The sequence below is a fragment of the Rhizobacter sp. P2_D12 genome, from assembly GCF_056404395.1.
The window spans coordinates 1-26,577 of record NZ_JBFUEB010000023.1; the positions used below are offsets into that span (position 1 = coordinate 1).

Annotated in this window: 25 protein-coding genes; 19 read left to right on the plus strand and 6 right to left on the minus strand. The window is 71.6% G+C overall.

What is annotated here, in order from left to right:
- From AC1DYN_RS10220 to AC1DYN_RS10230, 3 genes are all read left to right on the plus strand, one after another.
- The coding region (locus AC1DYN_RS10220; protein WP_477959024.1) for a glycine zipper 2TM domain-containing protein at positions 1-420 on the plus strand (420 nt) is incomplete at its 5' end.
- Positions 421-488: 68 nt separating this feature from the next.
- Positions 489-845 (plus strand): hypothetical protein, encoded by a 357-nt coding sequence (locus AC1DYN_RS10225; RefSeq protein WP_477959025.1) that lies wholly within the window; start codon positions 489-491, stop codon positions 843-845.
- A gap of 10 nt (positions 846-855) precedes the next feature.
- Positions 856-2,535: a hypothetical protein gene (locus AC1DYN_RS10230; RefSeq protein ID WP_477959026.1), complete on the plus strand. Its 1,680-nt coding sequence runs from the start codon at positions 856-858 to the stop codon at positions 2,533-2,535.
- Here AC1DYN_RS10230 and AC1DYN_RS10235 read toward each other — a convergent pair.
- Positions 2,504-3,136 carry a cysteine hydrolase family protein gene (locus tag AC1DYN_RS10235; RefSeq protein ID WP_477959027.1) on the minus strand — a complete coding sequence of 211 codons (633 nt, stop codon included), beginning with the start codon at positions 3,134-3,136 and terminating at the stop codon, positions 2,504-2,506. The genes AC1DYN_RS10230 and AC1DYN_RS10235 overlap by 32 nt on opposite strands.
- A 92-nt stretch (positions 3,137-3,228) precedes the next feature.
- Here AC1DYN_RS10235 and AC1DYN_RS10240 point away from each other — a divergent pair, with 92 nt between their 5' ends.
- From AC1DYN_RS10240 to AC1DYN_RS10280, 9 genes are all read left to right on the plus strand, one after another.
- Complete coding sequence (locus tag AC1DYN_RS10240) at positions 3,229-4,188, plus strand: helix-turn-helix domain-containing protein (protein WP_477959028.1); 960 nt, start codon at positions 3,229-3,231, stop codon at positions 4,186-4,188.
- 128 nt (positions 4,189-4,316) lie between these two features.
- Positions 4,317-4,775 (plus strand): glycine zipper 2TM domain-containing protein, encoded by a 459-nt coding sequence (locus AC1DYN_RS10245; protein WP_477959029.1) that lies wholly within the window; start codon positions 4,317-4,319, stop codon positions 4,773-4,775.
- A 75-nt stretch (positions 4,776-4,850) separates the two neighbouring features.
- Positions 4,851-5,648, plus strand: coding sequence for a DUF72 domain-containing protein (locus AC1DYN_RS10250; RefSeq protein ID WP_477959030.1), 798 nt, complete (start codon positions 4,851-4,853; stop codon positions 5,646-5,648).
- Positions 5,648-7,297 carry an MBL fold metallo-hydrolase gene (locus AC1DYN_RS10255; RefSeq protein ID WP_477959031.1) on the plus strand — a complete coding sequence of 550 codons (1,650 nt, stop codon included), beginning with the start codon at positions 5,648-5,650 and terminating at the stop codon, positions 7,295-7,297. The genes AC1DYN_RS10250 and AC1DYN_RS10255 overlap by 1 nt, the downstream gene beginning before the upstream one ends.
- Positions 7,298-7,378: 81 nt before the next feature.
- On the plus strand, positions 7,379-9,586 hold the full coding sequence (locus tag AC1DYN_RS10260) for a winged helix-turn-helix domain-containing protein (RefSeq protein ID WP_477959032.1): 2,208 nt from the start codon (positions 7,379-7,381) through the stop codon (positions 9,584-9,586).
- Positions 9,576-11,888: a winged helix-turn-helix domain-containing protein gene (locus AC1DYN_RS10265; RefSeq protein WP_477959033.1), complete on the plus strand. Its 2,313-nt coding sequence runs from the start codon at positions 9,576-9,578 to the stop codon at positions 11,886-11,888. The genes AC1DYN_RS10260 and AC1DYN_RS10265 overlap by 11 nt, the downstream gene beginning before the upstream one ends.
- 96 nt (positions 11,889-11,984) lie before the next feature.
- A complete protein-coding gene (locus AC1DYN_RS10270) occupies positions 11,985-12,419 on the plus strand; it encodes a secretin GspD/PilQ domain-containing protein (RefSeq protein WP_477959034.1) in 435 nt (144 codons plus the stop codon).
- A gap of 8 nt (positions 12,420-12,427) precedes the next feature.
- The gene (locus AC1DYN_RS10275) at positions 12,428-14,500 is read left to right on the plus strand and encodes a GNAT family N-acetyltransferase (RefSeq protein ID WP_477959035.1); all 2,073 of its coding nucleotides are present in this window, start codon (positions 12,428-12,430) and stop codon (positions 14,498-14,500) included.
- The gene (locus tag AC1DYN_RS10280) at positions 14,497-15,651 is read left to right on the plus strand and encodes a hypothetical protein (RefSeq protein WP_477959036.1); all 1,155 of its coding nucleotides are present in this window, start codon (positions 14,497-14,499) and stop codon (positions 15,649-15,651) included. The genes AC1DYN_RS10275 and AC1DYN_RS10280 overlap by 4 nt, the downstream gene beginning before the upstream one ends.
- 6 nt (positions 15,652-15,657) lie before the next feature.
- Here the strand turns inward: AC1DYN_RS10280 and AC1DYN_RS10285 are convergent, their stop codons facing one another.
- On the minus strand, positions 15,658-16,617 hold the full coding sequence (locus AC1DYN_RS10285; protein ID WP_477959037.1) for a flavin-nucleotide-binding protein: 960 nt from the start codon (positions 16,615-16,617) through the stop codon (positions 15,658-15,660).
- The gene (locus tag AC1DYN_RS10290; RefSeq protein ID WP_477959038.1) at positions 16,614-17,249 is read right to left on the minus strand and encodes a glutathione S-transferase family protein; all 636 of its coding nucleotides are present in this window, start codon (positions 17,247-17,249) and stop codon (positions 16,614-16,616) included. The genes AC1DYN_RS10285 and AC1DYN_RS10290 overlap by 4 nt, the downstream gene beginning before the upstream one ends.
- Positions 17,250-17,365: 116 nt before the next feature.
- Between AC1DYN_RS10290 and AC1DYN_RS10295 the strand changes: the two genes are divergently transcribed.
- Together AC1DYN_RS10295 and AC1DYN_RS10300 are read left to right on the plus strand one after the other, a co-directional pair.
- A complete protein-coding gene (locus tag AC1DYN_RS10295; RefSeq protein WP_477959039.1) occupies positions 17,366-18,310 on the plus strand; it encodes a LysR family transcriptional regulator in 945 nt (314 codons plus the stop codon).
- 144 nt (positions 18,311-18,454) lie between these two features.
- Positions 18,455-19,795 (plus strand): M28 family peptidase, encoded by a 1,341-nt coding sequence (locus AC1DYN_RS10300; RefSeq protein WP_477959040.1) that lies wholly within the window; start codon positions 18,455-18,457, stop codon positions 19,793-19,795.
- 25 nt (positions 19,796-19,820) lie between these two features.
- Here the strand turns inward: AC1DYN_RS10300 and AC1DYN_RS10305 are convergent, their stop codons facing one another.
- Genes AC1DYN_RS10305 through AC1DYN_RS10315 form a run of 3 tightly spaced genes read right to left on the minus strand, consistent with a single transcriptional unit; the run spans position 19,821 to position 22,673 of the window.
- Positions 19,821-21,131: a TRAP transporter large permease gene (locus tag AC1DYN_RS10305; protein ID WP_477959041.1), complete on the minus strand. Its 1,311-nt coding sequence runs from the start codon at positions 21,129-21,131 to the stop codon at positions 19,821-19,823.
- The gene (locus AC1DYN_RS10310; protein WP_477959103.1) at positions 21,132-21,665 is read right to left on the minus strand and encodes a TRAP transporter small permease; all 534 of its coding nucleotides are present in this window, start codon (positions 21,663-21,665) and stop codon (positions 21,132-21,134) included. It abuts the gene before it with no gap.
- Between the two features lie 36 nt (positions 21,666-21,701).
- A complete protein-coding gene (locus tag AC1DYN_RS10315) occupies positions 21,702-22,673 on the minus strand; it encodes a TRAP transporter substrate-binding protein (RefSeq protein WP_477959042.1) in 972 nt (323 codons plus the stop codon).
- 290 nt (positions 22,674-22,963) lie between these two features.
- Between AC1DYN_RS10315 and AC1DYN_RS10320 the strand changes: the two genes are divergently transcribed.
- The 5 genes from AC1DYN_RS10320 (at position 22,964) to AC1DYN_RS10340 (ending at position 26,562) form a co-directional block, all read left to right on the plus strand.
- Positions 22,964-23,932 (plus strand): transglutaminase family protein, encoded by a 969-nt coding sequence (locus AC1DYN_RS10320; RefSeq protein ID WP_477959043.1) that lies wholly within the window; start codon positions 22,964-22,966, stop codon positions 23,930-23,932.
- Positions 23,929-24,519: an RHS repeat-associated core domain-containing protein gene (locus AC1DYN_RS10325; RefSeq protein WP_477959044.1), complete on the plus strand. Its 591-nt coding sequence runs from the start codon at positions 23,929-23,931 to the stop codon at positions 24,517-24,519. The genes AC1DYN_RS10320 and AC1DYN_RS10325 overlap by 4 nt, the downstream gene beginning before the upstream one ends.
- 5 nt (positions 24,520-24,524) lie before the next feature.
- Positions 24,525-25,118 carry a hypothetical protein gene (locus AC1DYN_RS10330; RefSeq protein WP_477959045.1) on the plus strand — a complete coding sequence of 198 codons (594 nt, stop codon included), beginning with the start codon at positions 24,525-24,527 and terminating at the stop codon, positions 25,116-25,118.
- 118 nt (positions 25,119-25,236) lie between these two features.
- Positions 25,237-25,602, plus strand: coding sequence for a hypothetical protein (locus AC1DYN_RS10335; protein ID WP_477959046.1), 366 nt, complete (start codon positions 25,237-25,239; stop codon positions 25,600-25,602).
- A 3-nt stretch (positions 25,603-25,605) separates the two neighbouring features.
- Positions 25,606-26,562, plus strand: coding sequence for a LysR family transcriptional regulator (locus AC1DYN_RS10340; protein WP_477959047.1), 957 nt, complete (start codon positions 25,606-25,608; stop codon positions 26,560-26,562).
- Positions 26,563-26,577: the final 15 nt, after the last annotated feature.

Genomic DNA, 26,577 nt, shown 5'->3' on the forward strand with positions numbered 1-26,577 from the left:
GTGCAGGCCCCCGCGCCGGTGCGGGCCGTGCCGGCGCCGGCCCCCGCCCCGGTGCGTGCGGTGCCCGCGCCGGCGCCCGTGCCGAGTGACCGCCTGGGCCAGGTCAGCAGCATCGAGCCCATCACCGCCACCTCGAAGCCGACCGGCGTCGGTGCGGTCGCGGGCGGCGTGCTTGGCGGCGTGCTGGGCCACCAGATCGGCAGCGGCACCGGCCGCGACGTCGCGACGGTCGCCGGCGCCGTCGGTGGCGCGGTGGTCGGCAACAAGGTCGAGAAGAATCGCTCCGAGAAGGTCGTCGGCTACCGCGTGCACGTGACGCTGGACAACGGCCAGCAGCGCAGCTTCGAGCAGTCGGGCAGCAGCGGCCTGCAGGTCGGCGACCGGGTCCGCGTCGACGGCAACCAGATCCGACGCGTCTGAGCGCCGGCCACCGGCTGTGCTTACACTCGGGCGTTGCCGCCGCGGCGCGGCTTGCGAGGAGTCGGCCCGTGGCCATCAGCTGGATCAGCGCACTCAAGGTCATCCCCTGGGGTGACGTGATCGAGGCCGCGCCCGGCCTCGTCAAGGGCGCCCGCAAGATCTTCACCCGCACGCAGGCCGACAGCGCGCCGCCGGCTTCCGATGCCGCGTCGCCACAGGACCGCATCGAGCAGCTCGAGGCCACGGTCGCGCGCCTGGCCGAGCAGCAGCAGGCCAGCGCCGCGCTGCTCGAATCGCTGGCCGAACACAACGCCCAGGTGGTGGCCGCGATCGAGGTGCTGCGCCTGCGCAGCAAGCTGCTGGCGGGCGCCTGCGGGGTGTTGCTCGCGGCGCTGGTCGCCGGGGCCGCCTGGACGCTGCGCTGAGGGCCTGGCGATGGACCGCGTGCAGCTCGACACCGCGCCGGCCCGCGCGCTGACGGCCGCGACGCAGCCGGTGCGCCACCTGCGCCAGATCCTGCTGTGGCCGCTGCGCCTGGTGCCGCCCGAAGGCGCGGCGCGCGGCAGCAAGCCCTGGGAGCTGCTGCGCAACCTGCCCGGCTCGCCGTGGCGCGAGGAGGTCGACGAGTTCACCGGCGACGCCACGCGCTTCCACGAGCGGCACTACAACGAGTTCGTCAGCTTCCTGCCCTACGTGCAGCGCTTTCTTTATGGCGAAGGGCGCGCGCGGCGCGGGGCCGGCCAGGGCGATGCCGGTTCGCCGATGCGCGTGTTCCGCCGCCACGACGTGAAGGCGGTGCGCGTGACGGCGCATGCCGGTGCCGTGCCGCTCACGCTCGAGATCGTCCACGCCGACTTGTACTTCTTCTACGACATCGACGTCGTGATGCTGAACCTCGAGGTCGCGGCCAGCGACCTGACGCTGGCCCAGGCGCAGGACCTGCTCTACCGCTTCGGCCGCGGCTATCCCGCCGGCTGGGACGCCGATGGCGCGCCGCTGCACGGCATGCACGGCGTCGAATGGCTGGGGGCCGAGGGGGCGGTGCTGGCGCGTTCCGATTCGCAGGTGCGCGACGCCTTCCTGGCCCACGTCAGCGAGCACCGCGCGCCGCGCATCGCGTCGCACTGGGCCTTCATGCTGCAGCCGCTGGTCAGCGACCATTCCGACGAGCCCGGGCTGCTGCGCTACCGCCAGATCGAATACCACCGCATGCCCGTGATGGGCTACCTGGCGGTCGACGACCCGGCCAGCCTGACGCGCGGCGACTTCATCCGCCTGGGCCTGGTGATCGGCGGCAGCGAGGCCGAGACGGCGCTGCCGTTCGCGCAAGCCCACCTGTCCGATTTCGAGCAGCGCTTCTGCTACGACCGCTTCTGGGTCGACGCGGGCCTCGCGCCGCGCACGCGCTACCTGTGCAGCGGCCATTCGCTGATCGTCGTCGGCGATGCGCGCTCGGTGTTCTACAACTGCCGCGACCGCGGCGTGCTGGCGCAGTTCCGCCACCAGCACTTCATGCTGTTCCTGATCGCACACTTCCAGAAGGCGTCGCTGCTGATGTTCTCCGACGTGCTGGTCGAGGCGCTGAAGCAGCTGGACATCGGCAACCCGGCCAGCGTGCGCCGCTTCAAGCGCGCGATCCGCGCGAGCTTCGAATCCTTCCTGCGCTTCACGCACCGCTACTGGTTCCACCAGGTGTCCGACCAGGCCCAGGTGCGGGCGCTGTTCCGGATGTGCTCGACCCACCTCGGGCTGGACAGCCTGTACGCCGAGGTCAAGGAGCGCATCGCCGACATGAACGGCTACCTCGACGCCGACAGCCTGCGCCGCCAGGCCAACACCGTCGTGCGGCTGACGGTGGTCACGATCCTCGGGCTGATCGGCACCGTCACCACCGGCTTCCTCGGCATGAACCTGCTGGCCGAGGCAGACGCGCCGCTGCCACGCAAGCTGTGGATGTTCGGCGTCGTCTTCGTGCTGACGACGGTGCTGACCTTCTACACGATGGCCAAGTCGAAGGGCCTGTCGGATTTCCTGGACGCGCTGTCCGACGAGCGGCTGTCGACCTGGACCAAGTTCAAGGCGCTCATCGCCGTGTGGCGGCGACCGCTCGATTGACCGAGGCCGGGATGCTGTCGCGCGCGATCGGCGCGCCGGCCTGCACCGCGGCCACCCAGTCGGCGGTCGACGTCACCGCGGCGAAGCGGCTGTGGAAGACGACGCTGAACACGCGGTGGATCTCCTCGGCGCTGGCGCTGCCGGCCGCATTGGCATAGGGCACCGCACCGGTCGCATCGGCCAGGAACTCGACCGCGAAGCCGCGGTGTGCCGCCTCGAGGATGGTCGACGCATTGCAGTTCTGCGTCATGTAGCCGGTGATGGCCAGCGTGTCGATCTCGTGCCGCGCCAGCCAGTCGGCGAAGTCGGTGCCGGCGAAGACGCTCGGCCGGCCTTTCTCGATCAGGTGCTCGCGCGGGCGGCTCGCCACCACCTCGTGCAGCGCCCAGCCGGGCGAGCCGGCCGCGAACAGCGGCGCTGCGGCAGCCTCGCCGTGCTGGACCACCACCACCGGCACGCCGGCGGCACGCGCCGCATCCATCGCGCGGCCGATCCGGGCAAGGCTTTGCGACACCGGCGGGTGCTCGATCGGCAGCTTGCCGGTGACGTATTCGTTCTGCACGTCGATGACGACGAGGGCACGGCGGGGCGGGGTGGGCATGGCGGGTTCTCCTGGGTTGACGGGATGGATTCTTGCGCCGGGCCGGGTCGTGCGACAGTGGCCCGAATGCCAGCTTTCGATAAGATCGGGCCATGCCTCGCCCGCACCGCGTCGCCGTCGTCGCGTTCGACGGCATCAGCCCCTTCCACCTGTCCGTGCCCTGCATGGTGTTCGGCCCCGACATGGCCGGAGCCGGCGTGCCGGCCTTCGAGCTGCAGGTGTGCGCCAGCGAGCCCGGCCCGCTCGCGACGACCGCCGGCTTCACGATCGCGGCGACGCGCGGCCTGGCGGCGCTGTCGCGCGCGCACACCGTGATCGTGCCGTCGTGGCGCGACACCGCCGAACCGGTGCCGCCGGCCCTGCTGCAGGCGCTGCGCCGGGCCCATGCGCGCGGTGCCCGCATCGTCGGCCTGTGCCTGGGCGCCTTCGTGCTCGCCGAGGCCGGGCTGCTGGACGGCCGCCCCGCCACCACGCACTGGCACCTGGCGGGCGAGTTCGCGCGCCGATTCCCGCAGATCGACGTGCGGCCCGACGTGCTGTACGTCGACGACGGCGACGTGCTCACGTCGGCCGGCACGGCCGCCGGCATCGACTGCTGCCTGCACCTGCTGCGCGGCCTGGCCGGCGCCGAGGTGGCCGCGCGCGTCGCGCGCCGCATGGTGGTGGCGCCGCACCGGCAGGGCGGGCAGGCGCAGTACATCGAGCAGCCGCTGCCGCGCGGCGGGGCCGACCAGCGGCTGGCGGCCGTGATGTCGTGGGTGCTCGCGCGCCTGGACCAGCCGCACAGCCTGGACACGCTGGCGGCGCGCGCGGCGATGAGCCGGCGCAGCTTCACGCGCCGCTTCCGCGAGGCCACAGGCACCACCGTGCTGCAGTGGCTGCAGAACCAGCGCCTCGCGCGTGCGCAGCGCTTGCTGGAGACCAGCAGCCAGCCGCTGGAGGCGATTGCCGCCGAGGCGGGCTTCGGCTCGGCGCTGTCGCTGCGCCAGTGGTTCATGGCGCGGCTGTCGATCTCGCCATCGCAGTACCGCAAGGCGTTCAAGGGTGGCTGATGTCGACAGGCCGTGGTCCTACACGCCGGCGCGCTGCACGCCGACCGCGGCGCAGGACGGCCGCCGATTCGCGCGCAGGGGCCGGCGGCGCACGATCAAAGCCTGCTGTGCAACAACAGGAGCCGATCATGATCGCCCGTCCGTTGATCTCCCTGTGTTCGATCGCCATCGCCACCGCGCTGTGCGCCTGCGGTTCGGCGCCGCGCGAAGAGCGCCGCGTCGTCAATGACGCGCCGGTGGCCGCCCCGGTCCACGGCGAGTACGGTCGCGTGCGCGACATCGAGGTCGTGTCGGTGCAAGGCCGCACCTCGGGTGGCGGCGCGGTGCTGGGCGCCGTCCTCGGGGCGGTGGTCGGCAACCAGATCGGGGCCGGCACCGGCCGCGTCGCCGCCACTGGCGTCGGCGCGGTCGCCGGCGGCGTGGTGGGCAACCAGATCGAGCGGCACAACCGCCGCGACGACGAGGTCTACCGCGTCAGCGTGCGCTTCGACAACGGCAGCGTGCAGAGCTACGAYTTCCAGCGCATCGACGACCTGCGCGTCGGCGACCGCGTGAAGTGGGAAGGCGGGCAGTTGCACCGCGTGTAAGGGGCACGGCGCCGGCATCTGGCGCCCTGCCACGTTTGCGGAGATGATCGCGCTCTCATTCCTGGGAGCACGTCCGTGGCGACAGACAAGCGCATCCGTGTCGGCATCGGGGGCTGGACCTTCGAGCCCTGGCGCGACAACTTCTTCCCCAAGGGCTGGCCGCACGCGCGCGAGCTCGAATACGCGAGCCGCCGGCTGACGGCGATCGAGGTCAACGGCACCTACTACAGCACGATGAAGCCGGCCAGCTTCGCCAAGTGGCGCGACGAGACGCCGGACGGCTTCATGTTCTCGCTGAAGGCCTCGCGCTTCTGCACCAACCGGCGCGTGCTGGCCGAGGCGGGCGAATCGGTGCAGCGCTTCATCGGCAGCGGGCTGGCCGAGCTGGGCGACAAGCTCGGCCCGATCGTCTGGCAGTTCGCGCCGACCAAGCGCTTCGACCCGGACGACTTCGGTGCCTTCCTGAAGCTGCTGCCCGGCCAGGTCGACGGCATCGCGCTGCGCCACGTGATGGACGTGCGGCACGACAGCTTCAAGACGCCCGGCTACCTGCAGCTCGCACGTGCGCACAAGGTGGCGACGGTCTTCACCGATTCGGACGACTACCCGTCGTTTGCCGACCTGACCGGCGACTTCTTCTATGCGCGGCTGATGCGCTCGCAGGCGAGCGTGACGACCGGCTACGAGCCGAAGGTGCTGGATGCCCTGGCCGCGTGCGCGCATTGCTGGGCGGGCGGCGACGAGCCGAGCGGCCTGCCGCGCGTCGAGCCCGCGCCGGCAGCGGGCCAGCCGCGCGACGTGTTCCTGTACTTCATCAACGGCGCGAAGGAACGTGCGCCCGCCGGGGCGATGGCGCTCATCGAGCGGCTCTGATGCCGCAGGAGCGCCCGCCGCGCGACGCGGCCACGCTGGTGGTGCTGCGCGACGCCGCGGGCGGGCCGCAGGTGCTGCTGATGCAGCGCCCCGAGACCCGCGACCACACCAGTGGCGCCTGGGTCTTTCCCGGCGGCGTCGTCGACCCGCAAGACCGCGTCGCGCAGGCCTGCTGCAGCGGGCTCGACGACGCGCAGGCCAGCGCCCTGCTCGGCGTGCCGCAAGGCGGCCTCGGCTTCCACGTGGCGGCGCTGCGCGAATGCTTCGAGGAAAGCGGCCTGCTGTTCGCGCAACCGCTGCCCGCTGGCGACAACGCGCCCTGGGACGGCTGGCGCGAGCGCCTGCACCGCGGCGAGCGCACGCTGGCCGATTTCTGCCGCGACACCGGGCTGCGCTTCGCGGTCGACCGCATTGCCTACCTGAGCCATTGGGTGACGCCGCTCGGCCGCGCGAAGCGCTTCGACACGCGCTTCTTCGTCGCGCTTGCGCCGGCCGGCCAGCGCGCGCGCCACGATGGCCGCGAGATGCTGGACCACCGCTGGCTCGGCGCGGCCGAGGCGCTGGCACAAGGCGATGCGCTGAAGCTGATGGGCCCGACCCGGGCCACGCTGCAGTGGCTCTCGGCCTTCGATTCGGCGCAGGCCGCGCTCGACGCGGCACGCCGCCCGCGCGAGATCCCGCGCACGCTGCCGCGCACCGCGCAGGGCCCGTCCGGCGAGCGGCCGGTGCTGCCGCACGAGCCGGCCTGGGAAGAGATCGGCCGGCTCGATCCCACGGGCCAGGGCCTCGCGCGCCACGACATCCGCGCCGGCGTGCCGGTGCGCCTGTCGCCGCGCGTCATCCGCGTCACCGCGCCGAATGCCGGCGTGATGACCGGCCCCGGCACCAACAGCTACCTGGTCGGCGGCGGGGCGCGCAACGAATGGGCGGTCATCGATCCCGGCCCGGCCGACGCGGCGCACGTCGACGCGCTGCTCGCCGCGGCGCCGGGCGCCATCCGCTGGATCTTCGCGACCCACACCCACAGCGACCATTCGCCGGCCGCCGTGCCGCTGCAGGCGCGCACCGGGGCTGCGGTGCTGGGCCGCCGGCCGCTGCACCCCGATCGGCAGGATCCGCACTTCGCGCCGCAGCGCGAGCTGCAGCACGGCGAGCGCTGCAGGCTCGACGGCGCGACGCTGCGGGTGATCCACACGCCGGGGCACGCCTCCAACCACCTGTGCTTCCTGCTCGAGGAGGAGCGCCTGCTGTTCACCGGCGACCACGTGATGCAGTCGTCCACCGTCGTCATCAACCCGCCCGATGGCGACATGGCGGCCTACCTCACGTCGCTGCAGGCGCTGCGCGACGAACCGGTCGACTGGCTGGCGCCGGGCCACGGCTTCCTGATGGCGCAGCCGGTGCGCGTCTTCGATGCGCTGGTCGCGCACCGCCTGAAGCGCGAGGCCAAGGTGCGGCAGGCGCTGCAGACCGCCGGCCCCGCCACCGCCGAGGCCTTGCTGCCGGCGGTCTACGACGACGTCGACCCGCGCCTGCTGCCGATCGCGCTGCGCTCGCTGACGGCCCACCTGCTGAAGCTGCGCGGCGACGGGCTGGCCGCGGCCGACGAGCACGCCGGCAGCATCACCTGGCGCCCGGCCGGGCCCTGACACATCCGCATCCACAGTTTCTCGACGATTCGCCGCTACAACCCCTGAGGAGCCAGCCAACAGCCAGCGAGCATCGCGTCCTTGAGCACCACCGTGCGGTTCAGGTTCGGAGAGAACGAGGTCAACGTCTCGACGCGCACGCTCGTCCACGCCGGCCGCAGCCTCAGCGTCGAGCCCAAGGTCTTCGACATGCTCGTGATGCTGCTGGCGCACCGCGACCGCGTCGTCACGAAGGATGAACTGCTGGCCACCGTGTGGGGCGGCCGCGTCGTCACCGACGGCGTGCTGACGCACACGATCATGAAAGCCCGCCGGCTGATCGGCGACAAGCTGGAGCCCCCGGTCATACGCACCTTGCACCGCGTCGGCTACCGCTTCGTCGCCGACGTCGAGGTGCTGGACGGGTCGGCCACCGGCGCGCCATCGCCGGCGGCCGCGGCAGGCGCCCGCGTCGGGGTGCTGCCGTTTCGCGACGACACCGGCCGGCCCGACCTGGCCTGGGTCGACCTGGGGCTGATGGCGACCACGCGCGACCTGATCGCGGCGCTCGGCGGCGAGGGCTGCGCGGTGCCGGTGGGCGAGCTGCTGGCCGTCGTCGGCACGCACGATCCCGGCCTGCAGCTCGATGMGGCCGCGGCCCGGCTGGCCACCGCCCTCGGGGCCGTCGATGTCGTGCAGGCCGCGCTGTCGCAGGCGGCGCCGGCGGGGCTGAGCCTCGCCTACCGTGCCTGCGGGCCGCGCCTGCAGGGGCTGCAGGGCGCGCTGCAGGGGCCGGATCCGGTCCAGCTGTCGCACCAGCTGGCACGGCTTGTCGCCGCGCGGCTGGCGGCACCGGGCGGCGCGGCCGGCCCGCCGGGTGCGCTGGCGTCGCCCGACGCGCGCTTCGCCGATGCCGCGCAGGCGCGTGCGATGAAGGCGATGCACGAAGAGCGCTGGGCCGGCGCCGCGCGCTTGCTGAGGGTGGCGCTCGACCACCGGCCGCAGGATGCGGCGCTGCAGCTCGACTACGCGCGCTGCCTCGTCGGGCTGCGCGATCCGCGGGCGGTGCCGGTGCTGCAGGCGGCGCTGGCGCAATCGAGGCTGGCGGGGCGCACCGGCCTCGAACTGCGCGCCGTGCACCTGCTGGCCCGCCACCGCCATGCCGAGGGCGACTTCCTCGAGGCCGAACGCCTGCTGGTCGACGGCCTGCGCCGGGCCGAGGCCTGCGCCGACGATGCCGAGCTGGAACTGCATCTGCTGCTGGCCAGTGGCGAGACGCTCACCTGCCTCGGCAACCCGGGTGTCGCCAGCTGGATGCTGGACCGCGTCGAGCGGCTCGCCGAGCGGCTGGGCAACCAGGTTGCCACGGCGCAGGCCCTGGACATCCGCGGACGCATCGCCGTCTGCCGCGCACAGCCGGAAGCGGCGCTGAAGGCCTTCGAGCAGGCGGCCCGGCTGAACGAACAGGTCGGCCTGAATGCCGGTGCCGCGTATTCGCTGACGCACGTCGGCCACTGCCTGCGCGATGCCGGCCGCTTCGCGCAGGCCGCCGGCTTCTTCGTGCGCGCCTTCCAGCGCGCCCTGCTGTCGGGCAACCCGTCGGCCATCGGCCTGTGCGGCGTCTGCAGCCTGCGCTTCGGCGGCGCGCCCCCGTCCGAGCTGTCGCACGCGGACGCCGTGCTGGCGCAGATGCGCGGCCAGGGCGCGATCCCCGGTGCCACCGAGCTGGCCGAGGCGTTCGTGCTGGCGCGCCGCGGGCGCCTGCCGGCCTGCATCGCAGCGCTCGACCGCGCCGAGCAGGGGATGGCCGGCAGCCCGAGCCTGGCGTTCCACCTGTGCATGCTGCGCATCCGCGTGCTGGTGTGCCTGGGCCTGCTCGAAGAGGCGCTCGACCTGTGCCACGAACTGCGCGCGCGCGCCGGCGGCCGCCTGCAGCGGCCGATGCGTGGGGCCAGCCTGCACCTGCGTGCGCTGGTTGCCTGCGCCGAAGGCCGGCGGACCGACGCGCTCGCGCTGCTGCACGACAGCCTGCATGAAACCCCGCCGTCGCTGGCCCGTGCCGATGCCGTGCTCGACGCGGCCTGGCTGATGCTCGATGCCGGCGATCCAGCCGCGGCGCGGTCGCTGCTCGCCGGCATCGCACCGTTCATGCAGGCCGCGCGGGCCGGCGGCTACCCGCCCGCGCAGCGTGTCGAGGCGCGCTGCGACGGCGTGCCTGCTGCCGGCGATGCGGATGTCCGCCACCTGCCCAGCCAGCATGAGCTGGCCGCACCCGCCGCGGCGCCGGCCGGCCAGGCCCATGGCGCCTGACCCGCCCGACACCGACATCGCCGGCTGGCGTTTCGGCGACTGCGAACTCGACCTCGCGCAGCGCATGGTCACGCGCCGCGGCCGGCCGGTGCAGCTGACGCGGCGCGCCTTCGACGTGCTGCTGCACCTGGTGCGCCACCACGACCGCGTCGTCACGCGCGCCGAACTGCTGGCGCGCTGCTGGCCCGGGCAGCGGGTCACCGAGGGCGTCGTGGCACGCATCCTGATGCGGCTGCGGCAGGCGCTGTGCGACGTCGAGCCGCGCGACGCCGAGGCGCAGCACCTGATCCAGACGCTGCCGCGCGTGGGCTACCGCTTCGCCGGCGAGGCGGTCGCGCTGCCGCCGGCCGTGCCCGCCGAAGCGGCACCGGGGGACTGCTTCGCGGCGGCGCCGGCCGCGCTGCAACTGGCCTTGCTGCCGGTGCACAACCGCACCGGCGATGCATTGCTGGCCTGGGCCGAGCTGGGCCTGCCATCGCTGGTCGCGACCGGGCTGCGGCAGCGCGGGCTGACCGGCCTCGCGACGGTGCAGGACGTGCTCGTCGCGCTGCAGCGCGTGCCGGACGGCGCGCCGGCGGCCGAATGCGCCCGCACCGTCAGCGCCGCGCTGGGCACGCGCTTTGCCTGGGCCGGGCGGCTCACCTGCGACCAGGGCAGCTGCGTGCTGCATTTCGCGCTGCATGCCGCAGAGGGCGTGCTGCACGAGTCGACCGTGGTCGGCGACGACGTCGCGGACGTGGCCGGGCATGCGGCGGCGCGCATCGCCCAGTGGCTGGTGATCGACGAGGCGGTGGCCGCGGCGATGCCGGTCGACCTGGGCGACGCGTTCCTCGACGAGGCGCTGCGGCGCGCGCTGTGCAAGGTGCGCGACGACGACCTGGTCGGCGCCGAACACCTGCTCGACCTGCTGCACGACGCCGGCGTGCAGCGCGACGAGGTGCTGCTCGAATCGGCGCGGGTGGCGCTGCTGCTCGGCCGGCCCCATGCGACCACCGCCTTGCAGCAGCTGGAGCAGCATGCCGCCGACCGCGGCAGCCTGCACCTGCAGCTCGAAGCACGGCTGCTGCGCGCGCCGCTGCTCGAACAGCACGGGCAGATGGCGGGCGCAGCGCGGATGGCACGCGAGGCCGCCGAGCGCGCGGGCGCGGCCGGCCTGGCCGAGCTGCAGCTGCGCGCCACCGTGATGTGCGCACGGCAGACGGCTGCCGGCATGGGCGAGGGTGCGCGCGCGATGATGTCGCAGACCATCCACTGTGCCGAGACCAGCGGCAACCGCGTGCTGCTGCGCGATGCCTATGCCGCGCTGGGGCACATCGCCGCCTTCGAGCAGGACTGGGTGGCGGCCACGCGGCACCACGCGATGGGGCTGTCGGTCGCGCAGGCGCTGCACGAATCGGCGCGCGCGGTGCCGCTGTACGGGCTGTCGCAGGCCAAGCTGCAGCTCGGCCAGCTGCGCGAGGCGAGGTCGGCAGGCGTGGAGGCGCTGCGCTGCGCGCGGCTGTCTGGCACGCAGCCGATCCAGGGGCGCGCGGCGATGGCCGCCGCCGCGGCCCTGATCGCGTGCCGGCAGGCGGGTGCGCTGGCCGAGCTGCTGGCGGCGCTGGACGGCCTGGACGACCGCTCGGTGGTGATGGAGGTGGCGCGCGAGTCGCGCTGCCGCGCGACGCTGCTGCGGCTGGCGGGGCGCCATGACGAGGCGCTGGCCTGCATCGCGCAGGCCCGCCACGCCGCCCGCAAGAACCCGGTGCTGGCCGCCGCCTGCGTGCAGGAGCGCCTGCTGGTGCTGCTGGCCGCGCGCCGCCATGACGAGCTGCAGGCGCTGTGCGAGCCGCTGCTCGCGACGCCGCCGGCTTGCCTCGACCGCCGCCTGCATGCCTGGCTCGAACTGGCCCTGGCCTGGCGCGAGCACGCGCTGAACGCCGGGTCGGGGACGGCGCTGCGGCGGCTGGACTACCTGCTGCACCGCTGCCTGCCGTCGCAGGCGCACGCGCAGGCCAGCCTGGGGGCGGCCTGGATCCACCTCGACCGCGGCCAGGTGGCCGAGGCGGCTGCGCGCGTCGCGCCGCTCGGCGCCTGGCGCGTGCAGAGCCCGGCCGGCATGCTGGTCGATGCGCGGCTGCACCATGCCCGCGGCGACATGCGCCATGCGACCCAGGTGCTGCGCCGCTACCTCGAGCTGTTCGGCGAGTCGGCCACGGCGGACCAGCACGGCGCGCTGGCGCAGTGGGAGGCCGGCGGCCGTGGGCAGCCGCGCGGGCTCGGCGGCCTCGAGGCGCTGCTGTGGCTCAGCGCGCCGTCATAGCTTCTGGACCGAACTCTTGCAGGTATCGCTGATGGCCTTCAGCACGCCCGCCGCCATGTCGGCCATCACGCTGAAGAGGGTGGTCAGGTGATCGACATGTCGCAGACCTTCTACATCCAGCTGACCGGCGAGCGCGTCGCCAGCGTCGTGCCGGTGACGGTGGGCGTGACGCTGCGCGTGACGCCGCACGTGATCGTGACGGCCGAGGGCCGGCAGGCGATCCACCTGACGGTCGACATCGAGGATGGTGCGATCCAGAGCACGATGATCGGCAACATGCCGACGGTGAGCCGCAGCACCATCGGCACGCAGGCGGTGATGGGCGAGAACCAGAGCCTGCTGGTGGCCGGCTTCAACTCCGAGCGCGACGCGACCCAGCACGACGGCGTGCCGGGGCTGCGCGACCTGCCGCTCATCGGCGCCCTCTTCAGCAAGAAGACCGGCGACATCCAGAAGCGCGAGCGCATGTTCCTGATCACGCCGCGCATCGTGCAATCGGCGGCGGCCGGCGTTCCGGCCGCCAGCCGCTGAGGAAGACCATGGCCATCACCCTGCATGCTCCTGCCGCCGGCCTCGCTCCGGCCCGCCGCCTGGCCCCGCGCAGCCACACGCCGCCGGCCTTCGACACGCTGATGGCGGCGGCCTGGGCCGAACTGATCGTCGCGCACTGGGACGACCTGCGGCGCGACGGCCGCATCGACCTGCAGGCGCCGCTGGACGTCGTCGACTGGATGCCTGGCGACGGCGGGCCGGCCCGGCTGATGCTGCAGGCGCTGTTGCAGCGCATGCGCTGGCGCCTCGGCTTCGAGCCGCGGCTGCGCTACCTGGCCTGCGTCGAGGACGCGCACGCGGCGCGGGCCTGGCACGCCGAGCCGGAGCTGGGCAGCCTGCTCGATGCCGGCCTGCTGGTGCCGATGCTGTGGCCGGCCGGCGGTGCGGCGCCCGTCCTGCTGGCGGCGGGCGAGCCGCAGCCGTGGGCCTGCGCCAACCCGGTGGTGGTGCTGGCCCACGAGCGCTTTCGCCACCTGCCGCAGCGCCTGCTGGCGACGCACTATGGCCGCCTGCTCGAGGCCGACCCGCAGGACCTGGTCGGTGCGCGCGACGCTGCCGAAGACACCGCCTGGCAGCCGATGGACGAGGCCACGCTGACGCCGGCGCAGCGCCGCCTGGTGCAGCGCCACGTGGCGGGCCTGAACAGCGCCCCGGTGTGCCTGCCGCTCGGCGCGATCGAGCAGCTGGCGCAGGTGGCGGCGCTGTGCCCGGCCGGCCACCTGGTGCTGGCCAGCGCGCGCGGTTTCGTCAGCGAGCGCGGCGTGCGCCTGGGCGGGTTCGACAGCGTGCTGGCCGACTACCGGCGCGAGCGCCTGCTGCCGCTCGACTTCAGCCTGCTGGCGGCCCACCTGGCCGAGCAGGACGTGCTCGTGTGGCAACGCGGCATCGGCGACGGCCAGGTGGTGCAGGCGATCGCCGGCGGTCCCGGCACGTCGCGCGCGGTGCTGGAGCGCTGGGTCGCGCCGCTCGCGCGCGGCGACTGCGGCGATGGCGCGGCGCTGGCTCGCGTGATGCGCTGTGCCTTGCGCGAAGCCGGCGAATCCGCCGCGCTGGTGGTGCTGCGGCGCGCGCAGCACGATCCGCGCGTGTTCGGCGCGGCCTGTCCCGAGCTGCACCAGCGCTGGCTGGGCCGCACCGGCGTCGACCGCGAGGCCTGGGCCGAGGCGCTGCGCTGCGTCTGGGGCCAGCACCTGCCGTCGCCGCAGGGGCCGCCGCTGTTCCGCGACGTCGCGCTGTCGGCGATGCGCATCGCCGAATGGGGGCTGGCACGGCGTGCCTGGCTGCGCGGCCTGTCGGTGCAGGGTCCGCTGGCGCACGACCTGGCGCAGCTCGCGTGGTGCGAGGCCTGCACCGGCGAGCTGGAGGCCGGGATGCGCCATGCGCGGGCCGCGCTCGACTGCGACCCGCGCGATGCGCTGGCGCGCGACGTGCACACGCGGTTGCGGACGCGGCTGGACGACTGGGACGGCGACTGGCGCCGCTGCATCGGGCGCAGCCAGGGCGGCCTGGCGCTGGAGCCGCTGGACGCGAGCCATGCGCCGGCGCTCGGGCACCAGTTCCGCGATCCGCAGATCGCGGTGATGTCGGGCTTCGATCCGATCGATGCCGGGCGCACTGCGGTGCAATGGGTCGACGAGCGGCGCAAGGAGCCGGCGCGCGAAGACTATGCGGTGATGCACGCCGAGCACGGCTTCGTCGGGCACACCGGGCTGTACCGCTGGGAGCGTGCCGGCTTCTTCTACTTCTGGATCGGCGTCGACCACCAGGGCCGCGGCTTCGCGGCGCAGGCGGGCCGGCTGCTGTGCGAGTTCGCGCTGTCGCATGGCGTCGACTGCATCCTGACCTCGGTGTATCGCGACAACACCCGCTCGTTGCGCGGCCTGTTGCGCATCGGCTTCCGCCGCATCCCGGTGCGGCGCGCCAGCGACAAGGAGCCGGTGCACTACATGGTGTTGACCGCGCCGGGTGCCGAGGTCAACGTGATGGCGGTGCTGCACGACTACCACGTGCGCGAGGACCAGCCGACCGACTTCGTGGCCGACCTGGAGCCCTTGGCATGACGCAGGTTTCGCACGATCCGCATCGGCGCGACGAGGCCCGCCGCGAGGCCGAACGGGTCGAGCAGGCGCGCGTGCGCCACCTGCGCGAGGCGGCACGCGAGCGCGATGCCGGGCACGCGATGCCGGCCGGCGCCGTGCCGTGCAGCGAAGACGTGCTGCGGCTGCCGCTGCCTGTCGTCGCACCGCCGCGCATGGTGGTGCAGGCATCTCGCCTGATGCAAGGGGACCTGCCGGAGGTGGAGGTCGAGGCGATCCTGCAGCCGCAACGCGCGATCGTGCGGCCGGTGCACGGCGTGGCGCCGCGGCTCGCACCGGCGGCCGCCCCGGCTGAAGCGCCGACGCCGACGCCGACGCCGACGCCAACGCCAACGCCAACGCCAACGCCGGTCCGGCCTCCTCCCGCGCGGCCGATGCCGGCCCAGGTCGCCTCGGTGTCCGTCACGGTGCGCGAGGCGTTCGAGCAGGGCCTGCGCGCGGCGTTGGAGGTGCTGTCCGTCGACCTGCCGGACATGGCGCCGGTCATGGTGCCTGTCGAGGCACCTCCCCAGCCCACGCGCCACGCGAAGCGGGACCCGGTCGCACCGGTGGTGGCCGTGCAGCCGCCGGTCGAGAGCGCCGTCGCCGCGGTGCCCCACGCCGCAGGCCGCGATGCAGCACCGCCGGGGCGAGGGTCGGGCCATGAACCCCCCGTGCCGCGGGCTGAGCCGCAGCCCGCGCCACCGGCTGCGCCCGTGCCGCCGGCGGGTCGCCCGCCATCCCGGCCACCGGCGAGCATCCGGCAGGCGTTTCTCGAAGGCCATGCCAGCGTGCAGCCGCAGCGTGAGGCGCCGCGCGCCGTGGCGCGGCCGGTCTCGCCACGACAGCCTCTCCGGCAAGCTCCCCAAGAGCCCCCGCCGGCACGGCCACCCTCCCGGCCGCAGGCCCAACGGTCCGTGCCACCCCCGCCGGTGCTGGCGCCGGCGCGCGTCGACGTGCCGCGCGCCGATGCCGCCATGCGTCCTGCGGCGCGCGAGCCGGGCACCGAAGGGATCCAGCGTCGCGAGAACACCGGCGACGGCCTGCCGGGCGACCCGCTGCAGCCGGCCCGGGAGCGCCTCGACGCCCACCTTGCCACGTTGACCGCGGCACAGCAGCTGGCCAAGCGCAGCTGAGCGGCCTCAGCCGGGCCAGACGCCGGTGTCCTGCAGTTGCACCGCGAACCCGGCGGCCGACCAGCGCAGGGGCAGCGCGGCCGGGCGCCACACGCCTTCCTCGACCGTGACGCGCAGCAGCCGCTGCGCACCGGCGAAGGCCTGCAGGTCGGGGCCGTCCCACACCAGTTCGGCATCGCCGGTGAGCTGCAGCAGGTCGCCGCGCGCGTAGTCGATGAACAGCAGCCCCGCATGCGGATGCGCGGCGATGTTGCCCAGCGTGTTGAACATCCGGTTGCCGCGGAAATCCGGGATCGTCAGCACGCTGCGCCCGCCGATGGCCTGCACGCGCACGAAGCCCGGCCGCCCGCCGCGGTGCGAGACGTCGACGCCGTCGGCGCCCGCTTCGCCGCGCGCATGCGGCGAGGCCGAGGCGATGAACAAGGTGTCGGCGCGGCGCACCAGCGCCATGGCGTCGTCGCTCAGCAACGCGCCTTCGGGCCGGCTGGTGCCGGCCGCCTCGCCGGTCCATTCCGGCTCGCGGGCCTGGATGTACTGCGGGCAGTTGCCGAAGCTCTGGTCGACCTGCACGTCGATGCGCTGCGCATCGACGTGCGACACGGTGCCGTTCATGCGGTTGCGCCGGCGCGTGTGCGGCTCCAGGCCCAGCAGGCCGATCGGGTCGCCCACCGCCAGGTGCCGCGACAGCGGATCGGCCGGGTCGCGCGGCGCGCGGATGCGCAGGCCATGCTCGCCGGGCACGTCGACGAAGCCGGGCTTGCCGCTCAGCACCGATGCCCACGGGCGGCGCTGCGCATCCAGGCTGCCGACGAACAGCGTCGGCAGCTGCGCGAAGAACTGCTGGTGCTGCAGCGGCATTGCCGCGCGCAGCGCGCGCGCAGCAAAATCGCGCACCTGGTCGTGCGTGCCGGCGCGCTGCTGCACCGCGATCTCGCCTGCATGGAACAGCTGGATCTCGGTGTTCATGCCAGCACCGCCGCGTCGGGATGGCGTTGCATGCCGACGAAGCCCGGCAGCGCCTCGATGCGCTGCAGCCAGGCGCGCAGCCGCGGGTAGGGCGCGAGCGGCACGCCGCCCTCCGGCGCATGCGAGGTGTAGCTGTACAGCGCGACGTCGGCGATGGTGGGGCCGTCGCCGACCAGGTACGCGCGCTCGGCGAGGTGCGTCTCGATGCGCTCGAACAGCTGGCCGGCGATCACGCCGCAGCGTGCGTCGCGCGTGTCGCGGAACAGCTGGTTGACGCGCGCCGCCGCCGGCCCGTTGTGCAGCGGCCCGGCCGCGATCGACAGCCAGCGCTGCACCTGGGCCGCCTGCAGCGGGTCGCGCGGCAGCCAGCGGCCGCCCGCGTCGTAGCGCAGCGCGAGGTAGGTCAGGATCGCGTTGCTGTCGGCGATCGTCGCGTCGCCGTCCTCGATCACCGGCACCTGCGCGAACAGGTTCAGCGCGAGGAAGCCGGGGCGCTTCTGCTCGCCCTTGAAGATGTCGACGTCGACCCTCTCGAACGGCAGCTGCAGCAGCGACAGGAACAGCTCGGCGCGGTGCGAGTGGCCGGACAGCGGGTGGCGGTACAGGCGGATGGGGCGGTCGGGGCGGGTCATCGCAGGTCTTTCGTTGAATGTCACACGGAACGGATGGTGACCCGTCGGGGCGCCTTGTGGAATCACCGCGGCCTGCACTTGATTGTTCCGCCGCGCGGAATGGCGAGAATGGCGGGATGGACCGACTCGAGGGAATGCGGGTGTTCGTCGCCGTGGCCGATGCGCGCGGCTTTGCGCCTGCGGCGCGGCTGCTGTCGATGTCGCCGCCGGCCGTCACGCGGGCGATCGCGGCGATCGAGCAGCACGTGGGCGCGCAGCTGCTGCGCCGCACCACGCGCAGCGTGACGCTGACCGACGTCGGCGAGCGTTTCCTGGCCGACTGCAAGCGCATCCTCGCCGACGTGGCCGAGGCGGAGGCCGCCGCCGGCGGCGCCTACAGCGCGCCGCAGGGGCTGCTCGCGATCACCGCGCCGGCGATGTTCGGGCGGCTGCACGTGGCGCCGGTGCTGCTTGACTTCCTGGCCGCGCACCCGCAGGTCAGCGCGCGCACCTTCTTCGCCGACCACATCGTGCACCTGCTCGACGAGGGCTTCGATGTCGCGGTGCGCATCGCGCGGCTGCAGGACTCGGGCCTCAGCGCGGCCCCGGTGGGCCACCTGCGGCGCGTCGTCGTCGCGTCGCCGGCCTACCTGGCCGCGCACGGCGTGCCGCGCACGCCGGCCGACGTGGCGCGGCATGCGGCCATCGGGTTCTCGCAGCACGGCGCGGTCAGCGTGCCCTGGGTGTTCTACCCGCCGGGCGGCAAGGCGCGCGCCGACGGCGACAGCGTGCAGCCGCGCATGCAATTGGTGACGAACACCGGCGAGATGTCGATCGCGGCGGCGATGGCCGGGCACGGGCTGACGCGCGCGCTGTCGTACCAGGTGGCCGACGAGGTGCGGGCCGGGCGGCTGCAGGTCGTGCTGGCCGACCATGAGCCGGCGCCGATCCCGGTGCAGCTGGTGCACCTGGAGGGCCGGCGCACCACGGCCAAGCTGCGCGCCTTCATCGATTTCAGCGTCGCGCGGCTGCGCGCGGTGCCGGTGCTGAACGGGCGTTTCCCGTGGCCCGATCCGGCTTGATCTTCAACCCTTGCCTGGAATTTCACGATGAGCTTGTTGCGACTTCAAAAAACACCGTTCGGGCTGAGCCTGTCGAAGCGGCAGCAACCCTTCGACACGGGCCCTCGGCAGGCTCGGTCCCTGCTCAGGGCGAACGGGGGGTGGGTGTTCGTTGCCCTGTGTTCGACCGCCGCGCTCGCGCAGGCCGTGCCCGACCCGGCACCGTTCCCCGACCAGCCGCAGCTGCGCGAGATCGGCGCGGCCGTCAGCGCCGAGGAGCTGCGCGCGACGATCACGCGGCTGGTCGCGTTCGGCACCCGGCACACCGCGTCGGACGCCACGTCGCCGACGCGCGGCATCGGCGCCGCGCGGCGCTGGGTGCAGTCGCGCTTCACCGCGATCTCGCGCGATTGCGGCGGCTGCCTGCAGGTGGCGACGCCGGCCCAGACCTTCACCGGGCCGCGCCTGCCGCAACCGACCGAGGTGATGGACATCGTCGCGGTGCAGCGCGGCACGAGCGACCCGCAGCGCGTGATCGTCATCACCGGCCACCTCGATTCGCGCGTCAGCGACGTGATGGACGCCACCAGCGAAGCGCCGGGCGCGAACGACGATGCCTCGGGCGTGGCGGCGCTGATGGAAGCCGCGCGCGTGCTGTCGAAGTACAGGTTCCGCGCGACCCTGGTCTACGCCGCGCTGTCGGGCGAGGAGCAGGGCCTGTACGGCGGCAAGGTGCTGGTCGACCATGCCAAGGTCGAGGGCTGGCAGGTGCAGGCCGACCTGAACAACGACATCGTCGGCAACAGCCACGGCCAGGACGGCGTGCACGACAACGGCACGGTGCGCGTGTTCTCCGAGGGCACGAAGGCCACGGAGACGCCGGCGCAGGCCGGCAAGCGGCGCTACAACGGTGGCGAGGTGGATTCGCCGTCGCGCAACATCGCCCGCCTGATGGCGGCGCTGTCGCAGCGCTACGTGACCAACCTGCGCGTGCAGATGGTCTACCGCACCGATCGCTACGGCCGCGGCGGCGACCAGGTGCCCTTCCTCGATGCCGGCTTCCCGGCAGTGCGCGTGACCGAGGCGCACGAAGACTACACGCGCCAGCACCAGGACCTGCGCACCGAGGGCGGCATCGTCTACGGCGACACGATCGAGGGTGTCGACTTCCCGTACCTGGCGCAGGTGACGCGGCTGAACGCGGTGACGCTGGCGGCGCTGGCGAATGCGCCGGCGCCGCCGAAGGGCGTCGCGATCGAGGGCGCGGTGACGCCGCACACCACCGTCAAGTGGCAGGCACAGCCGGGCGCGGCCGGCTACCGCGTGTGGTGGCGCGACACCACCGCGCCGCAGTGGCAGCACAGCCGCTACGTGGCGGGGGCCGAGGCGACGCAGCTGCAGCTGAAGAACGTCGTCATCGACGACTGGTTCTTCGGCGTGTCGGCGGTGTCGGCGGACGGGTACGAGTCGCCGGTGGTGTTTCCGGGGGATCCTGGGGCGTTCTGACGCGGGACCCGGATTGGCATCCGGGCTACTTCTGGATGCCCATCACGACGTCGGGGAGCCAGGTCACCAGCGCCGGGAACAGCGTGATGATCGCGATGCAGATCACCAGGCAGACGAAGAACGGGATCGCCGCGCGGGCGATCACGTTGCTGTCCTTGCCGGTCATGTTCTGCAGCACGAACAGGTTGAAGCCGACCGGCGGCGTCACCTCGGCGATCTCGACCAGCAGCACGATGAAGATGCCGAACCAGACGAGGTCGAAGCCGGCCTTGTGGATCATCGGCAGCACCACCGCCGAGGTCAGCACGATCATCGAGATGCCGTCGAGCGCGGTGCCCAGCACCAGGTAGACGCCGACCAGCACCGCGATCAGCGCGTACGGGCTCAGGTTCATGCCGGCCACCCACTCGGCCAGCTCGCGCGGGATGCCGGTGAAGGCCATCGTCTTGGCGAGGAACGACGCGCCGGCCAGGATGAACATGATCATGCAGCTGACGCGCGTGGCGCCCATCAGCCCGTCCCAGAAGTTGCGCCAGGTCAGCGAGCGGCCGGCCGCCGCGATCGCCAGCGACCCCAGCACGCCATAGGCGGCGCATTCGGTGGCGGTGGCCCAGCCGGCCACCAGCACCCAGACGATGAAGACGATCAGCAGCCCGCAGGGGATCAGGCTGCCCGAGCGGCGCAGCTTCTCCTTGAAGCTGGTGGGCGGCTCGGCCGGCGGCACGCGGTCGGGATGGCGCCAGCTCCACCACGCGATGTAGCCGGAGAACAGCGCCATCAGCACGAAGCTCGGGATGAAGCCGGCCAGGAAGATGCGGATCACCGACGCATCGGCCGCCACCGCATAGACCACCATCGTGATCGACGGCGGGATCAGGATGCCCAGCGTGCCGGCGGTGGCCAGCGAGCCGAGCGCCAGCTGCTCGTCGTAGCCGCGGCGCTTGAGTTCGGGCAACGCCACCTTGGCGATGGTGGCGCAGGTGGCGGCCGACGAGCCCGACACCGAGCCGAAGATGCCGCAGCCGAGGATGGTGGTGTGCATCAGCCGGCCGGGGATGCGGTTGAGCCACGGCGCGAGGCCCTCGAACATCTGCTCCGACAGCTTGGTGCGGAACAGGATCTCGCCCATCCAGATGAACAGCGGCAGCGCGGCCAGCTCCCAGCTGGCGGTGGATTCCCAGAACGCGCTGAACAGGTTCTTGCCCGGCAGCGTGGTGGTGAAGAAGAACTGCCCGACCCAGCCGACGATGGCCAGGCTCATCGCGATCCAGACCCCGCCGGACAGCAGCAGCATCAGGATCAACAGCAGGATCCCGCCGATCGCCAGCAAGCTCATTCAGATGTCCTCGGAGAAATCGCCGCGCGCATGCCGTTCCTCGACCAGGCGCACATAGGTGGGCTTGCCGCCGCGCAGCACGATGACCAGCTCGTCGGCCACCGCCACCGCGAACAGGATGGCGCCGAACACGAAGCTGAGCTGCGGGATCCACATCGGGATCGGCACCATGTTGCCGGCGATGTCGTTGAACTGCCAGCTCTCGAGGGTGAAGCGCGTGGCCCAGAACGCCAGGTAGCCGATGGCCACGGTGGCGATCAGCAGCGACGTGACCTCGAGCGCGAAGCGGGTGCGCGGCGCCACTTTCTCGAGCACCAGCGTCACGCGCACGAAGTCGCCATGCTTGAACGAATGCGCCATCGCGAGGAAGGCCGAGGCGGCGCACAGCCAGGACACCACGTCGGTGACCCAGCTGACGCGCCAGCCGAGGGTGCGCCCGATCGAGGCCCAGATCATCAGCACGAAGATCGCCAGCACCGAGAACGCGGCCAGGTGGCCGGCGGCGGCGTACAGCGCGTCCAGCGTGCGCCGCAGCCGGCCCGCTGCGGCAGGTGGGGTGTCGGCCACGGCTTACTTGCGGTAGGCGTCGACGATGGACTGGCCTTCGGGGCCGGCCTTCTGCAGCCATTCCTGCAGCATCGTGTCGCCGACCTTCTTCATGTCGGCCTTCAGCTGCGCCGAGGGCGGCAGGATGGTCATGCCGTTCTTCTTCAGCAGGTCGAGGTACTCGGTGTTCTTGGACTTCGACAGGGCCCAGCCGCGCGCTTCGGCCTCGGCGCCGGCCTTCAGCAGCGCGGCCTGCAGCGGCTTGTCGAGCGCATCGAAGGCGGCCTTGTTGACCAGCACCGCGTTCTTCGGCAGCCAGGCCTGGGTGTCGTAGAAGTACTTGATGTATTCGTAGGTCTTGGTGTCGTAGCCGGTGGAGCCGGACGACATGTACGACTCGATGACGCCGGTGGCCATGGCCTGCGACAGCTCGGCGGCCTGCACCGTGACCGGCTGCGCGTTGACGAGTTCGGCGATGCGCGAGGTGGCCGGGCTGTAGGCGCGCCACTTGACGCCCTTGAGATCGGCCGCCGAGTTGATCGGCTTCTTGGCGTAGATGCCCTGCGGCGGCCAGGCCACAGCGTAGAGCAGCATCATGCCCTGCTCGGCGAGCTTCTTCTCGAGCACCGGTTTCTGCGCCTTGTAGAGCTTGGCCGATTCGTCATAGCTGTCGGCCAGGAAGGGCAGGCCGTCGGTGCCGAAGATCTGCCACTCGTTCTGGTAGTTGACCAGCAGGATCTCGCCGATCTGCGCCTGGCCGCCCTGCACGGCGCGCTTGATCTCGGGTGCCTTGAAGAGCGAGGCATTGGCGTGCACGGTGATCTTGAGCTTGCCGGCCGTGGCCTTCTCGACGTCGGCGGCGAACTGGCTCAGGTTCTCGGTGTGGAAGTTGCTGGCCGGGTAGGCCGCCGGCAGGTCCCACTTGACCTGGGCCCAGGCCGGGGCGGCCAGGGCCGCGGAGAACACGCAGGCCAGCAGCGGAAGACGCACGCTCATGGGGGAAGCTCCTCGGGTTGGGTACGGCATCGTTGGCCGCGGTGGCCGCAAGCGTACGCAGCTTGCGGAGGATCGGCCATACGGGCTTCTACGCTTAGCAAGCTCTGTTCCATCGCTGGCCGCGCGGCCATCTCCACTTTTTCTCCACAGATGCTTCGCAGACTTGCCGGCCAAGTCCAACCCAGGGAGATGAAGTGGACACCCATGGATCCAGGCCGCCTTGCGGCCGGGGGCGAGTGTGCGGCTCGGTCAGGCGCCGGCTTGTCGCATGGTTCGCCGGCTGGGCATGCGTGGCGCTGGTCGCCTCGGCCCATGCTGCTGCATCGCACGACACCGACCTGGCGGTCGTGCGCGAGATCTTGACGTCGCCCGAGGCCGACATCGATCTGACCAGTGCCAAGCTGACGATCGATCGCCTGATCGATCCGGGCATCGACGTGACTGCAGCGCTCTCGACGCTGGACGCGATGGCTGCAAGTCTCAAGGCGGCGCTGCCGGCGGATGCATCCCGAAGACAGAGGCTGGAGGTGCTGCGCCGCCATCTCTACGCGGCGAATGCCTGGAACGGCAACCGCCCGTTCCACTTCGATCTGGACGATCCGTTGGGAACGAGCCTGCGCAACAAGCTGCTGACCTCCTACCTCGCGACGAGAAAAGGCAACTGCATCTCGATGCCGATGCTGTTCGTCGCGTTGGGACAGAGGCTGGGCCTGGATCTCACGATAGCCACCGCGCCAAACCATGTGTTCGTCAAGTACCGCGACGACGACGGTGCGTGGTTGAACCTTGAAACGACGAGCGGCGCCGGCTTCACCCGCGATGCGTGGATGCGCCAGCAGTTCCCGATGAGCGACGAGGCCATCGCCTCGGGCATCTACCTGCGCGCGCTGGGCAAGAAGGAGGCGGTCGTCGTGATGGTCGGCACCTTGCTGGAGTTCTATCGCCAGCAAGGGCTGCACGAGTTGCGCCTGCGCATGGCCAGGATGGCGCTCGACTTCAGCCCCACGGACGTGGATCTCCTGCTGCACCAGCACGGCGCATGGCTTTGGTTCAGGAACCTGCTGGTCCATCGCTACGTGACGCCGGACGACCTGCCGGCCGACCAGCGAGCACGTCTCGCACAGATCGACGCCGCGCTGCGGGATCTGTACGAGAGGGCCTATGCGCTGGGCTGGCGGCCCGCGAGCGATGGCCAGGAAGAGGCAGTTCGTCAACGCGCATTGCGCGCAAAGCAAGCACAGAAGGAGAACGTGAAATGAAATGCAATCTCGGATTCACCCGAGTGGCGGCACTGTTTGCCATGGCGGTGCTCGCCGGTTCAGCTTCGGCACGGTATGTCGAAAGTGATCCCATCGGATTGGCTGCCGGCGTGAACACCTATGCCTATGTCGACGGAAATCCGCTGCTCTTTGTGGATCCGCGTGGACTGGATCGGTGGGCGACCGGACCTGCGGTAGTCATCACGAACATCGCGCCAGGCATGACGTATTTTTATGACCCCGTGGCACAGGACTACTTCGAGATCCCCACTCGCAATTCCGTGGCCTCCACGGCACTTCCGGACGCGGCCGGCACCTACCACGGCTTCATCACGCACTGCAAGAAGAAGATCTACGGAGCGGCTTACGGCACGGTGAAGATCTTCAATGATGACAACGACAACCGGCAGAGATGGATACATGGAGGCGGTTCCGGCCTGCTGGATCCGTGGGCTCCCAGGCAGGGCTGGAAGCCCACCATGGGATGCACGCGCGGCCAGAACCAGGATGTCGAGGACCTGTGCGACAAGATCTATCGTTGGCAGCAGGATCACCCAACGCAGCAGATTCCCTACGGAAGGTTCTGAGCGCCATGAACGCGTTGTCTCTGTCATGCCTTTCTCTGGTCTTGCTCGCCGCAACTGCCGGTGCCAAGCCGCCGGTTGAGCGATGTGCCGGAGCGGTGTGCCTTCGGGATCCACACCTGACGGAAGACGCGTTCGTGGAGAGGTTCGGACGCGGGATGGTGTCGACGGACGAGGATGAGCCCCGTCGGCATCGGCATTGCTTCTTCCTCGCAGCGTCGTCGCGATGGATCCTCTTCACGTTCGAGCGCGATTCGGCGCAGCGAACAGCGGAGTTGGTGAGCGTCCTCGTCAGCAGCGTCGAGCTTTGCGCGGAGCGTGTTCCACCGAAGGGGGACCTGGGACTCGCTGCAACCGAAGATGGGATAGTGCTGGGGCAGTCGCGGATGGAGATAGAGCGGATCCTGGGACGTCCGCATCGAACGGATCGGGTTGCGCAGGACGCCGCGAACATTCCTGTTGCCGTCGCCGACATCACCTACTCCTCGCGACTGGGTCGAACGAGGCTCGTTTACGAGATCGAGAACGACACCTTGTTCAACTTCTTCTACCTGACGGCCTCGGGCGAACTCAGCAGCATCCTCCTGGCCGACTCGCCGTGAAGCGATCGGCAGGACTCTGTCGCTGATCTGGATGGTTTAATCGACTCGAAGCTCGGAAGCGCAATGTGGTCGACAGATTGTGTTGACGACTGCAGCTGCTGGCGATGAAAGTCTCGGGATGAAGCAATCAAATGCGACCGTGCTGGGGTTCTGTGCTGCCGCAGCGGTCCCCGCCGCGTGGGCGTCCGCCATTGCACCCTTCGGCGGGTTCAGCGTCGGGTCGATGGCCGTGACGTTCATCATTGTTGGCTGGTTCTCCTTCCTGGCCACGGGCTTCCTCGGCCTGCCTGCGTTCCTGCTGCTGGACCGATGGAATCTCGTCACCTGGTGGTCCACCGTGCTGGTCGGCTCGGGGCTCGGCGTCGTCGTCGCGGCGGTGCTGCGTTTGCCTGACCACCTGAGTCCTCATGATCTGCAGACCATGGTGCCACTCGCCGGGGCGTCCGCCTTCGCCTTCTGGTTGGTCTGGAGGACCGGAAGGTAGCCCATGAACCACCGTTTCGTCGAAGCCTTCTACTGGGTCGTCACGCTCAAGAGCATCTCGCGCGCCGCCGAGAAGCTCTACATCACGCAGTCGGCGATGTCCAGCCGCATCGCCGCGCTCGAAGAGGAACTGGGCGTGCTGCTGCTCGACCGGCGCGACAAGCAGTTCCGCCTGACCGTCGGCGGCCTGCGCTTCTTCACGCATGCGCAGCGGCTGCTCGCGCTGCACCGCGAGATCAAGGCCGAGATGGGCGGCGGCGCGGGCGGTGCCCAGCGCACCGTGTCGCTGCGCATCGGCGTCATCGAATCGGTGCTGCACTCGTGGCTGATCGACTGGGTGCAGCACATGCGCAGCACCAACCCCGATTTCGCGCTCGAGCTGACGGTGGAAACCACGCCGGTGCTGGTCGACCAGGTGCAGCGCGGCGCGCTCGACCTGGCCTTCGCCGCGCTGCCGACCTCGGGCGAGAACCTGCGCAGCCGCGCGCTGCCGCCGATGGAGATGGTGTTCGTCGGCCACAAGGACCTGCACCGCAAGCGCCGCTACACGCTGGCCGACCTGGCCCAGCTGGAGCTGCTGACCTTCCAGCGCGGCTCGCAACCGCACGTCGCGCTGCTCGACCTGTTCCGCGAGGCCGGCCTGGAGCCGCGCCGCGTGCATGCGATCTCGTCGATCTCGGCCATGGTGCAGCTGGTCGAGGGCGGCATCGGCGTCGCGACGCTGCCGCTGGCCGCCGTGCTGCGGCTCGGCGAACGCCTGCCGCTCAAGCCGCTGGCCTGCGAATCGCCGCTGCTCCCCTTGCCGGTGCATGCCAGCTGGCGCGACGACCCGACCTCGTCCGTCGCGATCGACGTGCTGGACGCGGTGTTCGACTACATCGGCGTGCCCAAGCCTGGATCCAAAAAGCACCAGAAGAGGTCGGTGCCCCAGGATAGATCATCGAAAAAATCGATGAGCTGAGCAAAAGATTTCTCG

Bases quoted from the DNA above. Each gene is read 5' to 3' on its own strand.
- AC1DYN_RS10315 (WP_477959042.1), bottom strand. From the start codon at position 22,673: ATGAGCGTGCGTCTTCCGCTGCTGGCCTGCGTGTTCTCCGCGGCCCTG.
- AC1DYN_RS10265 (WP_477959033.1), top strand. From the start codon at position 9,576: ATGGCGCCTGACCCGCCCGACACCGACATCGCCGGCTGGCGTTTCGGC.
- AC1DYN_RS10295 (WP_477959039.1), top strand. From the start codon at position 17,366: ATGGACCGACTCGAGGGAATGCGGGTGTTCGTCGCCGTGGCCGATGCG.
- AC1DYN_RS10285 (WP_477959037.1), bottom strand. From the start codon at position 16,617: ATGAACACCGAGATCCAGCTGTTCCATGCAGGCGAGATCGCGGTGCAG.
- AC1DYN_RS10335 (WP_477959046.1), top strand. From the start codon at position 25,237: ATGAAGCAATCAAATGCGACCGTGCTGGGGTTCTGTGCTGCCGCAGCG.
- AC1DYN_RS10340 (WP_477959047.1), top strand. From the start codon at position 25,606: ATGAACCACCGTTTCGTCGAAGCCTTCTACTGGGTCGTCACGCTCAAG.
- AC1DYN_RS10275 (WP_477959035.1), top strand. From the start codon at position 12,428: ATGGCCATCACCCTGCATGCTCCTGCCGCCGGCCTCGCTCCGGCCCGC.
- AC1DYN_RS10325 (WP_477959044.1), top strand. From the start codon at position 23,929: ATGAAATGCAATCTCGGATTCACCCGAGTGGCGGCACTGTTTGCCATG.
- AC1DYN_RS10270 (WP_477959034.1), top strand. From the start codon at position 11,985: ATGTCGCAGACCTTCTACATCCAGCTGACCGGCGAGCGCGTCGCCAGC.
- AC1DYN_RS10305 (WP_477959041.1), bottom strand. From the start codon at position 21,131: ATGAGCTTGCTGGCGATCGGCGGGATCCTGCTGTTGATCCTGATGCTG.
- AC1DYN_RS10240 (WP_477959028.1), top strand. From the start codon at position 3,229: ATGCCTCGCCCGCACCGCGTCGCCGTCGTCGCGTTCGACGGCATCAGC.
- AC1DYN_RS10230 (WP_477959026.1), top strand. From the start codon at position 856: ATGGACCGCGTGCAGCTCGACACCGCGCCGGCCCGCGCGCTGACGGCC.
- AC1DYN_RS10330 (WP_477959045.1), top strand. From the start codon at position 24,525: ATGAACGCGTTGTCTCTGTCATGCCTTTCTCTGGTCTTGCTCGCCGCA.
- AC1DYN_RS10280 (WP_477959036.1), top strand. From the start codon at position 14,497: ATGACGCAGGTTTCGCACGATCCGCATCGGCGCGACGAGGCCCGCCGC.
- AC1DYN_RS10235 (WP_477959027.1), bottom strand. From the start codon at position 3,136: ATGCCCACCCCGCCCCGCCGTGCCCTCGTCGTCATCGACGTGCAGAAC.
- AC1DYN_RS10290 (WP_477959038.1), bottom strand. From the start codon at position 17,249: ATGACCCGCCCCGACCGCCCCATCCGCCTGTACCGCCACCCGCTGTCC.
- AC1DYN_RS10255 (WP_477959031.1), top strand. From the start codon at position 5,648: ATGCCGCAGGAGCGCCCGCCGCGCGACGCGGCCACGCTGGTGGTGCTG.